Here is a 13,700-nt window from a genome sequence, read left to right on the forward strand (position 1 = left end):
ACTATATCAAGGTATACCTGCCTAGTTTGGGCTGCGAAAGTTGAGTATTAATATTTCTCATGTAAGGCAATTCATAAGAAGATAAAGCCATTTTAAACAAGATAATCCAAGTTAATGCAAGCAGATAGATAACTAGAAGACTAATAGTTATTACCCGTTGACGCCTTTTGATTTTTTCCACATTAAGCCGCTCCATCTGTTACCACCTTTTCCATTGTAAGAAGCATCGTACGGAGATAAACACTATACCCTGCTCCACCATTAAAACTACTTTCCCTAAATCTACTACCAGATGGGGATATACAGTCCATAAAACTCTAACATTCAGTGGGGGGAGGATAGCCCACTGAATGAAGTTTCACTTTATCTAAGTCCATCATCCATATGGGCAAATCCGATGTCTGTATCAACCGCTCCGTAAACTTTCGATGTTGCTATATTTTCTCCCTGAAGCCAGCGAGAGAAATCAAATATAGTTGGTTCCCGATTTTCTCCAAGCGCAAGCCACGCTTGTTTTTCTTTTGGTAAATACGCAGATGTATGAATTGTTCCGGCCCAGCTTTTATATTGTTTAGAAAATACACCTTGCTCCGGATCATTCATAAAACGGAAGGCTTCCGCTACACTACCAAGAACTTCTTTTTCTGAAATTTTATCCAACCGGGCTTCAGAATCAGCTAAATGCCGACGGTTCTCTTCTTTTAGGATTTCAAAATGGTTCGTACAGCTCTGCGCGCTCCGAACTGCGACACCTCGGGGACTTGTTTCAATGATGAATGTTTCTTCATTTGGGTCTAGTACGATATAGCTGAAACTATGTCGGTGCGGGATTTCTTTTAGAAAATCAATCGTTTCTTCAACTGTAGCACAAGTCTCAAGAAGCATCCGGCCGATCATCCAGCAAACAAATCCTGCGCCGGGCTTTTTCCGATTAATTGCATTATATCCCATTACAAGACCTTTCTCATTCATGCCATCCATCCGACCGGTTATTCTCTGGGCAGGTCCGATTGTTGCGTATCCAGTATCAGTCGGCTCGTAAATATGATATCTGCCCTCATACGTTTTTGGATGGAAATCATAATTTCGCACCATAAAGTCTTTCCCGGTCACGATGGAACAGCCGCTTTTCTCAATGGGCAAGCGGTATCCGGAAAAATCTCGCAAAATGATAGACATCGGGAGTTGCAATGCATCTTTCAACCCTTCAAGTTCTTCCCAAATTCCAGGTGCATATTTTGTAAGCATCTCTTTCGTTTCTTGTTCCTTTGCTGTAAACCTTGGCTGGCGCACTCTCCAGATCCGCTCCCGGTTTTTCATGATCAAGGAATCTTTGATTTGTTCACCGAGCATGAAGCCATAATCATAATGCGAACCACGAAACTGCACCACATCACTATAAATCCGCTTCAATCGTTTCCCTCCTCTATTACCATTGTACTTGAAAAGGGCTTCCGGGTCAGCCACGGGATATTGATACGCTTGGTCTGTGACCTGGAACGTTAAGATTACGCTAGGGCGGGAGCAATAGAGTCCAGTCACCTGACTTCACATGAAAATGGATTTTGATAAGAGTTGTCAGTAACCTAGAGCGCTAGTATTTTGCCGAGGCGGGCATTGACAGGTCATTTCTGTGCTTTAACAAAGCCGTAAAAAGTAGTGGCTGGCACTAACAACTCTCATCATTACCCAACAATCATTCTCAAACAAAAAAACAGACACTGATCAACCGGATCAGTGCCCAATACATAAGCTATTTGGACCGCAAGTGGGACAAATGCTCTGACCCCCGTGTCCCACTTCGGTTACTTGCCGCGTTCTTGCATTCTTTCGTGTTCGCCTAGTGTGGAGATGTCGATTCCTTTCATGGCGGTACCTAATTCTTTGGACAGTTGGCCGATTAATTCATAATCCTCGTAATTTGCTGTTGCTTGGACGATTGCTTTGGCGAATTTCTCTGGGTTTTCCGATTTGAAAATTCCTGAACCGACAAATACACCATCTGCACCAAGCTCCATCATTAATGCGGCGTCTGACGGAGTTGCAACTCCTCCTGCTGCATAGTTGGATACCGGTAATCTACCCGCTTCTTTAATTTGTTTTAAAATTTCATAAGGGGCACCAAGAAGTTTTGCCTCGGTCATTAATTCATCATCGCTCATCACAGAAACTTTTCGCACCTGTGCTTGAACTTGGCGCATATGACGGACAGCTTCTACAATGTTTCCAGTTCCAGGTTCACCTTTCGTACGAATCATTAAGGCACCTTCCCCGATTCGGCGAGCAGCTTCACCTAAATCTCTTGCACCACAAACAAATGGTACGGTAAAATCACTTTTCAGCAAATGGAATTCTTCATCTGCAGGTGTGAGCACTTCACTTTCATCGATGAAATCTGCTCCAAGTCCTTCTAACACACGAGCTTCTACAATATGACCGATTCGTGCTTTTGCCATTACCGGAATATTTACAGCCTGGATTACTTCTTCGACAATGCGCGGGTCTGCCATCCGGGCTACTCCGCCTGCCTTTCGTATGTCTGAAGGAACACGCTCTAATGCCATGACCGCAATCGCACCGCTTTCTTCCGCGATTTTTGCCTGCTCCGCATTAACGACGTCCATGATGACCCCGCCCGTTTTAATTTTCTCCAATACTTCTGCATGTTTTGTCAGTCCTTGAATTGCCAACTGGACCACTCCTTTGATTTATTAGAATTTTAGTTTATTATAAGAGTATAGTGACACCATTAAAAGAACCAGATTATTAACTTTTGACAGGGTCAGTTTACAAGGAGGTCCCTAAATGAATATGTTAACTTGTCATTTAGAGCGAGAAAGTGAGATCCCGCTCTATGAACAATTATATAATTTTATAAAAAAAGAAATTATGGAAGGAAGAATTACGTATGGCTCGAAGCTTCCATCCAAACGGAAGCTCGCAGATTTTTTAAAGATAAGTCAGAACACGATTGAACAAGCTTACGATCAATTAGTCGCAGAAGGTTATATTGAGGCAAAACCAAGAAAGGGCTATTTCGTACTCGCCTCGGAAGACCTCGAATATGTACAGCCAGCACGAACCATTCAGGAATACCAAATCGAAAAGAAACAAATCCGTTATGACTTCCATCCGAGCTGGATCGATACCGAGCATTTTCCCTTTGCCAAATGGCGGAAGTACGCGAAAGATATTATAACGAAGGACAATCAAGAATTACTTCTTTTAGGAGATCCGCAGGGAGAGCTTCACTTAAGAGAGGAAATCGCAACTTATATTTATCAAGCCCGCGGGGTACAATGCTCTCCCGACGACATCATTCTCGGTGCTGGGATTGAGACACTACTGCAACAATTTATTCTGCTTATGGGAAATACGACTACTTATGGCGTGGAAGACCCCGGTTATCACGTCATGTCTCGAATGCTCAAGCACTATCCGAATAAAGTGTATCCTTTGCAAGTCGATAACGATGGGGTAAAAATAGGTGAACTCGAGCGAACACCAATTGATATTATGTACGTCACCCCGTCCCGGCAATTCCCTTTTGGTTCCGTACTTTCAGCCAACCGCAGGATTAAATTGCTGAACTGGGCAACGGAGAAGGATGACCGCTATATTATTGAAGATGATTATGACAGTGAATTCCGCTATACCGGTAAATCGATTCCATCCCTGCAAAGTCTTGATCAGAATGAAAAGGTCGTCTATCTTGGCACCTTTTCCAAATCCCTGATTCCGTCCATTCGAATCAGCTATATGGTGCTCCCGAAGCACTTAATGAAATTTCACAGGAAAAAGTTATCTTATTTCCAATGCTCGGTCTCTCGTATTGACCAGCATATTCTCGCACAATTTATGAAAGAAGGCGATTTTGAAAGACATCTTAACCGGATGCGAAATGTGTACCGGCGGAAAATGGAATTGACCTTAGAAACACTTGCATCGTATCAAGATTTTGTTGAGGTAATCGGGGACTTATCCGGCTTTCATGTTGTTTTGAAAATAAAAAACGGAATGTCGGAAGCAACACTCGTTGAAAAAGCTTATCAAGCAGATTTAAAAATATACCCGCTTTCCTTTTATGTGATGGAAGAGCAGTTCAGCGCGGAACCGATTATTTTGCTCGGATTTGCGAGCATACCCGAGACAGAATTAGAGGAAGCGATTCAGTTGCTGATGGGTTGCTGGGAAACTCAGAAATAAGCCCTTGTTTACCAATATATATAGCGAGGAGGGATTGCTTTATAGACAAAGAATGGTACAAACGTCGAAAGCAAATGTTGTATCCACGTGACAACCTGAATGCCGTTGATAAGGATGAATTAGCTGGAAAACAAGGATTTACTATTGAAGAACTTGATAACTTGATGACGCGGATCATTTTCGAAGCGAGAGATGAAAAAATCAAATAATCAGTATTCAAAAGTAAAATAAAAATATTAACTCACTTGCTAGTGTATAAACGTGACATTCGAAAACACTACGAACTGTCACGTTTTCTGTTTTACTTGAAAACCATTCCCTTCACACCCCGACCCCTTATCGGTACAATAGAAGTAATAAGCAATATAAAAGAAGGAGGATTCTACCATGCGATGCGGTGAAAAATGTTTTCGCGTAACAATTGAGAAAGATAATGAAACAAAAAGTATCCCCGTTTACGCCAGAACACAAATCGAAGCAAGAAGAGCGGTCCGCCGAAAATACGGTAAGGAAGTCGACATTCGTACCGTCCGAAAATAAATGCTTGATTGAGCACGAATTTTACCTGAATTGGTTCATCATACATACTCTCCGCTGACACCTCTTTTTCCCTAGTTAACTACCTATCCCTTCCATATATTTAAGCACTAAGCACCTTTCAGATTCGCCTAAATTGTCGTATTATTAAAACGAGTTTATCCAGAGAAAGGGTGCTTGCATGCTAAAGATAATAAAAATACTTACTTATCCACTTATGCTTTTATTTATTCTCCTTTTACTAAGCGCATGCGGGGATGATGATACGAATGAAGCATAGAAATCTGAACCGGATGATCCAGACACGGCCGACGTAGAAGAAGGTACAGGAAACGATGAAAGTAATGAGAGCGTTACTACCGGGGAAGCTGCTTTCACTGCGTTAGAAGATCTGGAAGCAACAGCTATTATAGATGGGGATTTTGAAGCCGTAATGATTGAGGAGGGCCCGTCTCCAAATAACTACTATCATTCCATCGCCAGTAACGGTCTCCTTATCATGGAAGATAATGATACTAGTCTCTATATGGATTATTTAGAAGGGACATGGGGAGGCTTAACAACTTCGATTGAGTCGTTGGAAAGTGATGCGGAAAAAGGTAGAATTACCCATTCAAACAACAGCTATACCGAAATACTTGATGAAAAATATTATTTTATAAGTTCTCTCCCAATTGGTGATAACGAATTTGACAGGGAAAACGCCTTATTAGAATTAGATATGGAGTCAAGGGAAATTAGAGAAATCCTGCCTGAAGAAGGATTCAACACCATTGCAAAAAATGAGGACACTCTTTTTGTCGGAACGGATGAGCGTATTTATGCAATTGACCTTGAGACGAACGAAATTCTTTGGGAAAATGACGATGGAATTAGCAGTAGTTGGTTTCCACAGTTTTCTCTGACAGATAATAATATCGTCTTTTCCAGTTGGGAAATCCTTGAAGTGTACTCCCAAGAAACAGGAGAACTCATTTATGAAGATGAAGGTTTCTTCTATGATGTCGCAACGGATGGCGATATGTTTTATGGTCTAATGAATGTTTCAGACTACGGTGATGGGGAAATTCAAATCATTTCTTTCCATGAAGAAGATGGAAGGCAGGAAGAACTGACAGAGACCGCCTCTATTGACCACGTCTATGATGAAAATAATGTTACACTTGATTTAATCAATAATCGTTTCTTTGTTAAAGTAGAGAACGGTATTTTAGCCTATGACGCGAGCTCATATGACCATCTTTGGACTGATGCTTACGGAACAATTGACGATCAAGATACGGATGATGATTTCAGTTATTATATGTACAGCGCTTATTCGGATGATTATATCTACATATACACCGAGGCATTAGGTAGCGCAAGCACGGATTCAAAAAACCTATTCAGTGTACTTGACGCAGCAACTGGAGAAGTACTAGAACACTATCATCTTGGAAGTGATGCGGCAGCCGGGCCATTTCTTGACGAAGCGACTGGAAAGGTCATGATATACTACAATGAAGGTGACACATCCACTGCTTACATTCGCGACATTCAGTAAGTTTTCTAGTACGAACCTAAATTTAGGCAGAGTTGTTTTTGGGGTTATGATCAAATACAGCTCTGCCTTTTTCCAGTTATAAAAATTTGACCATCTTCATATATATAATGGATAACAAGAATGGAGGAATCCATATGAAAGCAATTAGTGCTATTCTAATGGACTATCCGAGTTCTGCGCATCTTCACCGAGCATTAACCTCACTCTATAACATTAATTCCCAGCTACATTCCGTCACAATCCTGCAAGAAAAAGATATTCACCTTCCCATGCCTAAGAAGCAAAGCATGCTCCCAAATCCAGTTGTTCACACCTACCAACCAAATGGATTTGGAAAGCTTCTAAATGAAGTAATAGCACAACAAAAAAGTGAATACATCCTTTTTCTAAAACAGTCCGAGTATCTTTCTCCTAAAATCACAAATGAAGCACTCCAGTTGAACTCCTCCCAGGCGGTCATGCAGCATAACTACTCCCTTAAGCATATTTCGCTGCCCTTCCCCCTCCTCGTCCGGACAGCATATTTACAGAATCATCCTTTTCTACTAGATCATCAGCTCCCTTTCAAAGAAGCACTCTTTTCTGCATGGCTTTCCACCATGGATGATGCAGTGATAGTAGTTAAAAAAGACCTAATAAAGCGGGCAACAGAAAGTACAACGCGCGACCGGATCGAAAAGCTCCAACTGCTTGAAAAATATCACTACAAGAAAACCTCTACGGAACACCCGAGCCTCACCATTCTCATGGCAAACTATAATATGGAAAACTATGTGGAAGCCGCAATAACATCATGCCTGTTCCAAACCGAAAGGCCAGAACAAATTTGCATCATCGATGATGGTTCAACGGATGACTCCTATAAACACATGCAAAACTGGCGACATGAGCCCGTAATCCAATTATTCACCAAGGAGAATGCGGGAAAAGCAAAGGCACTCAATGATTTACTGCCTTATGTTACTTCTGATTTTATTTTAGAGCTCGATGCAGACGACTGGCTTGACGCGGATGCTGTTTCTGTAATCAAAAGTCATCTCCCTCATCTACCTGAAGATGTTGCTGTCTTATATGGTAATTTCAGACGTTGGAAGCAGCGAGAAGGGAATATTCTGTTCAAAAGTATAACGACAGGAAGACCGGTTCATGAAAGAAAGGATTTACTGTCTTATCACTTCCCGCTTGGTCCACGAATCTACCGGACGGCTTCATTAAAAGCAATCGGCGGGTTTCCCATTGTTCCTTTTAAAAATGGCAGGTTGTTTGAAGATGTAAGTGTGCTAAACCGTTTAATCACAACGTACCGTTTCCAATATGAAAATTTCACCGTTTATAATATTAGGGAACATAAGGAAAGTATTACACGAAAACACAAGAAGCAGTGGTATGAATTTTTAAATTACTTATAAATGTTATGTTAAAAATCATTTTTCTTCATTGCCTTTCTCTTCAAAAAACCGGTTGATCGTTGAAATAATTAATCCCTGCTGCTGGGAGGTCATCATCGGATAAATTGGTAGGGCCAATATGCGATTTGCTGCTTGTTCCGCAACCGGGAATGCTCCTTTTTTATAATTCAAATAACGGAAAGCTTCTTGTAAATGTAAGGGGACTGGATAGTAAACCGCTGAAGCAATATGGTTTCTTGCCAATTCAGCCGCCAATTTATCCCGGTTATCCAGTTCGATACAATATTGATGGAAGGTATGCTCGCGACCACTCGGAACGTTTGGCTTCAATAAAAAGCCGGGTAAGTTTTTAGTATATCTTCTCGCGACTTCCTTCCTCTTATCCAAGAAAATATCTAAATAATATAATTTGACGATTAAAATAGCTGCTTGCATCTCATCCAATCTGCTGTTCATACCAATTAAAGAATGATGATATTTTTTATCGCTCCCATGATTGCGGAGTTTGAGCATTGTTTCGTAGAGTGTTTTTTTATTCGTCGTGACAAGGCCCGCATCCCCGAGAGCTCCTAGGTTTTTAGACGGGAAAAATGAAAAGCAGCCGATGTCTCCAATGGCACCAACTCGTTTTCCCTCAAACTCCGTGCCAATTGCCTGGCAAGCATCTTCAATCACACGTAAATTATATTTTTCAGCTAGGAACATGATCTCCTTCATATTTGCAGCCCTACCGTATAAATGGACAACTATGATTGCTTTTGTTTTTGGGGTAATAGCTGCTTCAATTTGGGCGGGATCCAAATTGTAGGTATCTGCTTCAATATCAACAAACACAGGAGATGCCCCAACTTCAGCAATTGCCTCAGCTGTGGCGAAAAAAGTAAATGGAGTTGTAATTACTTCATCTTTTGGGCCAATATTTAATGCTTTCAACGCCAAGACTAATGCATCCGTTCCATTCGCTACCCCGAGGGCATAGTTTGCTCCTACGTAGCCCGCGGCTAATTTCTCGAACATCTCCCCTTTTTCCCCAAGTACATAATTCCCACTATCCAACACTTCTGTCATTATTTCAAGTATAGGGGTACGTAATAAATTCAATTCTGCCTGTAAATCAACCATTGGAATCCGCTGCGTTATTTCTTCCTTCATTAGAATCCCCCCGTCCATTTCCGATTCCGATATACGTCATATTTAATTTATTTATTTCCTCTTCCTTTACTTTATTCCGACCGTCCAAAACGAGCTTGCAATTGGTGAACGCTGCAAAATCAAGATTCTCATATTCCTTATGGAAAGCTTGAATAATGATGGCATCTATTTCTTCAATCACCGAATCACTCAACTGTAGAGGGAGGACAGCATAACGTTCTATTTCACTTGTTGTAAACTGAGGATCATGGACAAAGATATTTGCCTTTGCTCGCTTAAGCTTATCAATGAGCATGAGCGCCGTAGACTTTGTAGGCTCTTTCACATTTTCCCGGTAAGAAAGCCCGAGGATAAGGATATTTTTATCCTGGAAAGTCCCTAACTCTTCTTCCATCTTCGCTAAGGAATAGTCAGCCATTTGATCATTAATCGTTCTCGCTAAGGGGGTTAGCCCACTAGTTAAGCCTTTATTGATGAAAAAGTAAGGATAGATTGGAATACAATGACCGCCAACGCCAATTCCAGGGTGATGAATATGCGAATAAGGCTGACTATTACTTACTGTAATCACTTCATTGATATCAACATTTTTCTCATCCGCAAACATAGCCAATTCATTCGCGAGGGCAATGTTGACGTCCCGGTAAACGCATTCTGCTACTTTGGAAAATTCGGCTGTTTCGAGTGTACTTACATCTATCAGCTCACAACCTAGAGACTTCGTATAAAATTGTTTTGCTAATGTGAGACTTCTTTCATCCAATCCGCCAACGATTTTAGGATAGCTCTGTAGATCGCGGATGATCCGATTCGAGTAAACTCTTTCCGGACTGTAGGCAAGATGAAAATCTTCCCCCATTTTCAAACCTGAAACTTCTTCTATTTTCGTACCAAATCTATTGCGCGTATCGCCCGGTGCAAGTGTTGTTTCAAATATGATAAGAGAGCCTTTCTTTAATCCTTTCGCTATGTCCAGCACCGCTTGATCAATGAACCGATAGTCTATATGATTATCATCATCAATGAGAACAGGGACAATGACAATTATGATATTCGATTGTTGAACGGCCTCTGCGGTCCGCTTCGTTGCAGACAACGTTTTACTATTATGAGCTTCGGAAACTAATTTTTCTAAACCTGGCTCATTTTTAATATGGGAAATCCCTTGATTGATCGATGATACAACATCTTCATTAATATCAGCACCATGCACATTAAACCCATTATTCGCAAACACTGCTGCTAATGTCAGTCCGATTTTACCAAGCCCGATTACAGCTACTGAATCGGTAGGTAAACTAGAATAGTCTGCCATACCATTCCCTCATTTCTTCATTAGTATGTGATACTTTATGTCTTATATTGTTTCATTGATTGTACGTATGATTAGAAAAATAGAATCTGGTTTATCCTCATCATTCATCCACCTTCGTTAAGCTCATCATAAATAGATAAAAGCCGCTTTTCCATTTTTGCCCAACTGAATCTCTCTTCCATCACCTTTCTCGCTTGAAGACTCATTGCATGAATTTGCTTTCGGTTGAAGTTAAGATCGAGCAAACCTTTAGCATAATCTTCCGCGGTTGCTTCACGCCCTTTAACGATATAACCGCAATTATATTTCCGAATAAATTCTTTCATATCGTCACATTGATTCACAACTACCGGCAGGCCATTATTTAAATAGCTGAAGAATTTATTCGGCATTGCATATCGATTGTTCAAAGACCCTTTCGCATCCAAATCCACCCAACCCAAATCTGCTCCTTTCATCTTTTCTGGTATCTCCTCATAATCGACCCAGCCAGTTTGGATAATCTTATCCTCTAGGTGAGATGGGATTAAAAGAGGGTTCTCTGATTTTTTATTTCCACCAATCAGAATGACTTTGAGCGGGAACTGTTCATTACATAATTCTGTTATCTTCATTAACTTATGGAAGCTGCCTCTTTTTCCATTCATGACGCCTTCATACACGAGAACGAGCTGCTCATTCTTCCCTTGTCCTGGATGATAACCATTACTAAGTGGAGGTGTGTTGTAAATAACTTCTACTGATAAGGCTGCGTCCAGTGAATGGAAATCCCGTTTAATCGATTCGGAAACAGTTATTATCGTGTCTGTTTCATTTAACATCAGCTTTAACATGTCGCGCTTAATTTGTTCTGTCCGACTTGCTTGTTTCAAGAGCGGGTCTGGATCGACTTCATGGCTATCATATATTAATTTGCTTTGCTTTCCCCGAGATGAGAGTGCCCGTTTTACTTGAACACCAGTATACAGAGAGTAAAATTCATGTGCATGATAAATATCAGCCTGCTGAGCAAGCGCCAATTGAATGAATCGGTCTGTATAGAGAATGTCTTTATTTTTTTTAATCGTAGTATAAAGTTTTTTTAACTGTTTTTCATGGTGGATTTCCTCATATGTTAGGATTTTGATGCCTTCATGAGTGAATTGTTCTTCCCTGAAATGCTCCTTAAACAGTGTACCGTCCACATCGAATAAATAACCATTCCTACGAGGTACAATCATCGTCACTTGAAATCCCGCTTTTACGAGACTTTTAGCTTCCTTCTTAAAGATTCTCGCATCTAAAAAAGGATGCTCCGATACTAATATACATACATGTTTCACGATAATTCTCACTCCTAACTGCACGAACTCCTGAACAACTAAAAACTTAAAGAATAAAATATAGAAATTGCTTGAGAAAGGAAAGTAGATGATGAAAGCATTGACGATTGTAGGTGCAAGGCCCCAGTTTATTAAAGCATGTATGTTGTCTAAAGCTTTTAAAAGCTATCCTCACATCAAAGAGATTATCGTTCACACGGGACAACATTATGACTATAATATGTCTGATGTTTTCTTTAAGCAGTTAGATATTGCTGAAGCGGATTATAATTTAGCTGTCGGCTCTGGGACCCATGGTGAACAAACTGCCAACATGTTGCTGAAATTAGAAAAGTTAATGATGTCTGTAAAACCGGACGTAGTAATTGTGTATGGGGATACAAACTCTACTGTAGCCGGAAGTCTCGCTGCAGCGAAACTCCATATTCCCATTGCTCATATCGAAGCCGGTCTTCGCAGTTTTAATAAAAAAATGCCCGAAGAAATGAATCGAATCATTACCGATCATTTATCTGATTATTTATTTTGTCCAACGGATTATGCTGTGGAAAATTTAAATAAAGAAGGAATTAAGCAAGGTGTCTATCGAACGGGAGATATCATGTATGATACGATTACACATTTTAAACCTTTTGCAACAAAGCACTCTTTCTTATTGGATAATTTAAAACTTAAGGAAAAGGACTATTATTTAGCAACAGTCCACCGAGCAGAGAACACAGATGACCCTACCCGTTTAAAAGCAATATTCCGGGCCTTTCAGCAGTTGGATAAAGTTGTCGTCCTCCCCTTGCACCCACGAACAAAAAGTAAAATTATGGAATATCAATTGGATGATCTCGTCCGCTCTCCCAATATTAAACTCGTTGATCCTTTGGATTATTTTGGTATGCTCGCATTGGCTGCAAAGGCAGATATTATTCTCACGGACTCAGGAGGCTTGCAGAAAGAAGCTTGCATGCTTCAAGTACCGTGCGTCACCCTTCGTGAGGAAACGGAATGGCTGGAAACAGTGGAATCCGGCTGGAACAAACTAGCTGGTGCCGACTCCCAAACAATAATCGATACTATTCAAAATATACAGCGACCAACAGCAAATCAATCTCTTTATCGTACCGGAGCTGCCCACAAAATCGCTAATATACTTCTCAAAGAATTTTAAAGAATAATGGAAGAGGTGACCAGCAAGTTCACCTCTTTTGAGTTATAATTTCTTGTAAACATCGATATATTGATGAATGACATTGGTCGCACTGTGATATTTTTTCACGTAAGCCCTGCCTTGGACACCTAATGCTTTCCATTGTGCCGGAGTATGAAGCAAATCTTTCAGTACATCAGCAATATTAGCTGGATTAGCATTCACAACTGGAAATTCTTCCGGATATTTACTTACAAGATCTTCCCTTATATAGCAAATAACCGGTTTTCCTAATGCCATCGCTTCTGTGGAAAGGTATCCCGCTGCTCCAATTCGTAATTGATCTATCACAAGATCCGCTTCAGATAAAAGCTTCATCGTTTCCGCATGATTCAGGCCTTCAATTAGCTTAAATTCAAAAGACATACCTTCATTCTTCAACTTCTGAACAGCATCCAGTACAAACTCTGTTCCCTTTAAATTCCGTTTGGTCGGGGCATGGACGACAAGAGGGTTTTGTTTAATAGTAGGGTAATTCGGCTTTAGCTTATAGATATCAATAATGTGGGGAATAACATGTGTATGCTTATAATAATCTTTTACATAGGTTTCTATTTCATAATCAAGCGCGATCGCATGATCAACATACGATGAAAGCTTCGTCAGATTCTCTCTAATTCTTTCTTCTGTCCATTCATTTTTCACACGCACATACGGATTTTTCTCCTTTGCAACAGAAAGGATACGGGCATCCGATCCCCTGTGGTGGACGACCATCTTCTTTCCCGCTTTATGAAGCGTCTCTAAATCACGCTTATCAGGAAAGAATGTGCCGCCAAAATGAAAATGAAAAACATCATAATCCTCGATAGCTTTCTTAAAAAACTTTTGAATCTTTTCCAACCGTTTGTGTTTTGGAATATCCTGTAGATTTAAGCAAACATCCGATTCAAACTGGTAACGATTCGCATAAAAATGGCATGCCGTCGCGTCAATGCCTTGCAGACGCAATGAGCGACATAGATTGATCATTGGTAAGCCGCCCTCCGGAATATGCAACACGCGCATCTATCTC

Annotated in this window: 12 protein-coding genes; 6 read left to right on the forward strand and 6 right to left on the reverse strand. The window is 40.6% G+C overall.

The window, feature by feature from the left end; translation table 11 throughout:
• Window positions 1-363 precede the first annotated feature (363 nt).
• A complete protein-coding gene (locus WKU33_RS13615; RefSeq protein ID WP_340455148.1) occupies window positions 364-1,413 on the reverse strand; it encodes a C45 family peptidase in 1,050 nt (349 codons plus the stop codon).
• A gap of 392 nt (window positions 1,414-1,805) precedes the next feature.
• The gene (pdxS, locus tag WKU33_RS13620; protein WP_255454389.1) at window positions 1,806-2,690 is read right to left on the reverse strand and encodes a pyridoxal 5'-phosphate synthase lyase subunit PdxS; all 885 of its coding nucleotides are present in this window, start codon (window positions 2,688-2,690) and stop codon (window positions 1,806-1,808) included.
• 115 nt (window positions 2,691-2,805) lie between these two features.
• On the opposite strand from pdxS, the gene pdxR reads away from it, so the two are divergent.
• The 5 genes from pdxR to WKU33_RS13645 all read left to right on the forward strand — a co-directional run bounded on the left by pdxR (window position 2,806) and on the right by WKU33_RS13645 (window position 7,695).
• On the forward strand, window positions 2,806-4,206 hold the full coding sequence (gene pdxR / locus WKU33_RS13625; protein WP_340455150.1) for a MocR-like pyridoxine biosynthesis transcription factor PdxR: 1,401 nt from the start codon (window positions 2,806-2,808) through the stop codon (window positions 4,204-4,206).
• A gap of 74 nt (window positions 4,207-4,280) precedes the next feature.
• Entirely contained in the window at window positions 4,281-4,415 is a 135-nt protein-coding gene (locus WKU33_RS13630) for a hypothetical protein (RefSeq protein WP_340455152.1), read from the forward strand.
• Window positions 4,416-4,593: 178 nt separating this feature from the next.
• Window positions 4,594-4,746: a hypothetical protein gene (locus WKU33_RS13635; protein WP_336252027.1), complete on the forward strand. Its 153-nt coding sequence runs from the start codon at window positions 4,594-4,596 to the stop codon at window positions 4,744-4,746.
• 430 nt (window positions 4,747-5,176) lie between these two features.
• Window positions 5,177-6,286 carry a hypothetical protein gene (locus WKU33_RS13640; RefSeq protein WP_340455154.1) on the forward strand — a complete coding sequence of 370 codons (1,110 nt, stop codon included), beginning with the start codon at window positions 5,177-5,179 and terminating at the stop codon, window positions 6,284-6,286.
• Window positions 6,287-6,420: 134 nt separating this feature from the next.
• Window positions 6,421-7,695 carry a glycosyltransferase family 2 protein gene (locus WKU33_RS13645; RefSeq protein WP_340455156.1) on the forward strand — a complete coding sequence of 425 codons (1,275 nt, stop codon included), beginning with the start codon at window positions 6,421-6,423 and terminating at the stop codon, window positions 7,693-7,695.
• A 15-nt stretch (window positions 7,696-7,710) separates the two neighbouring features.
• On the opposite strand, the gene WKU33_RS13650 is transcribed toward WKU33_RS13645, so the two are convergent.
• The 3 genes from WKU33_RS13650 to WKU33_RS13660 form a co-directional block, all read right to left on the reverse strand.
• Window positions 7,711-8,847 (reverse strand): DegT/DnrJ/EryC1/StrS family aminotransferase, encoded by a 1,137-nt coding sequence (locus WKU33_RS13650; protein WP_340455158.1) that lies wholly within the window; start codon window positions 8,845-8,847, stop codon window positions 7,711-7,713.
• Window positions 8,810-10,162 (reverse strand): nucleotide sugar dehydrogenase, encoded by a 1,353-nt coding sequence (locus tag WKU33_RS13655; RefSeq protein WP_336252031.1) that lies wholly within the window; start codon window positions 10,160-10,162, stop codon window positions 8,810-8,812. Before WKU33_RS13655 ends, WKU33_RS13650 begins: the two co-directional genes overlap by 38 nt.
• Window positions 10,163-10,266: 104 nt before the next feature.
• Complete coding sequence (locus tag WKU33_RS13660; protein WP_340455160.1) at window positions 10,267-11,484, reverse strand: glycosyltransferase; 1,218 nt, start codon at window positions 11,482-11,484, stop codon at window positions 10,267-10,269.
• Window positions 11,485-11,575: 91 nt separating this feature from the next.
• On the opposite strand from WKU33_RS13660, the gene wecB reads away from it, so the two are divergent.
• Window positions 11,576-12,646, forward strand: coding sequence for a non-hydrolyzing UDP-N-acetylglucosamine 2-epimerase (gene wecB, locus WKU33_RS13665; RefSeq protein WP_442946181.1), 1,071 nt, complete (start codon window positions 11,576-11,578; stop codon window positions 12,644-12,646).
• Between the two features lie 42 nt (window positions 12,647-12,688).
• Here wecB and WKU33_RS13670 read toward each other — a convergent pair whose 3' ends face one another.
• A complete protein-coding gene (locus WKU33_RS13670; RefSeq protein WP_336252034.1) occupies window positions 12,689-13,693 on the reverse strand; it encodes a glycosyltransferase family protein in 1,005 nt (334 codons plus the stop codon).
• Between the last annotated feature and the right edge of the window lie 7 nt (window positions 13,694-13,700).

This window comes from Oceanobacillus sp. HCA-5259 (assembly GCF_037892815.1).
GTDB lineage: Bacteria > Bacillota > Bacilli > Bacillales > Amphibacillaceae > Oceanobacillus > Oceanobacillus indicireducens.

Excerpts from the sequence above, each read along its gene's own strand:
- wecB (WP_442946181.1), top strand. The coding sequence starts at position 11,576 with ATGAAAGCATTGACGATTGTAGGTGCAAGGCCCCAGTTTATTAAAGCA.
- WKU33_RS13655 (WP_336252031.1), bottom strand. The coding sequence starts at position 10,162 with ATGGCAGACTATTCTAGTTTACCTACCGATTCAGTAGCTGTAATCGGG.
- pdxR (WP_340455150.1), top strand. The coding sequence starts at position 2,806 with ATGAATATGTTAACTTGTCATTTAGAGCGAGAAAGTGAGATCCCGCTC.
- WKU33_RS13640 (WP_340455154.1), top strand. The coding sequence starts at position 5,177 with ATGATTGAGGAGGGCCCGTCTCCAAATAACTACTATCATTCCATCGCC.
- WKU33_RS13650 (WP_340455158.1), bottom strand. The coding sequence starts at position 8,847 with ATGAAGGAAGAAATAACGCAGCGGATTCCAATGGTTGATTTACAGGCA.
- WKU33_RS13630 (WP_340455152.1), top strand. The coding sequence starts at position 4,281 with ATGTTGTATCCACGTGACAACCTGAATGCCGTTGATAAGGATGAATTA.
- WKU33_RS13670 (WP_336252034.1), bottom strand. The coding sequence starts at position 13,693 with ATGCGCGTGTTGCATATTCCGGAGGGCGGCTTACCAATGATCAATCTA.
- WKU33_RS13635 (WP_336252027.1), top strand. The coding sequence starts at position 4,594 with ATGCGATGCGGTGAAAAATGTTTTCGCGTAACAATTGAGAAAGATAAT.
- WKU33_RS13645 (WP_340455156.1), top strand. The coding sequence starts at position 6,421 with ATGAAAGCAATTAGTGCTATTCTAATGGACTATCCGAGTTCTGCGCAT.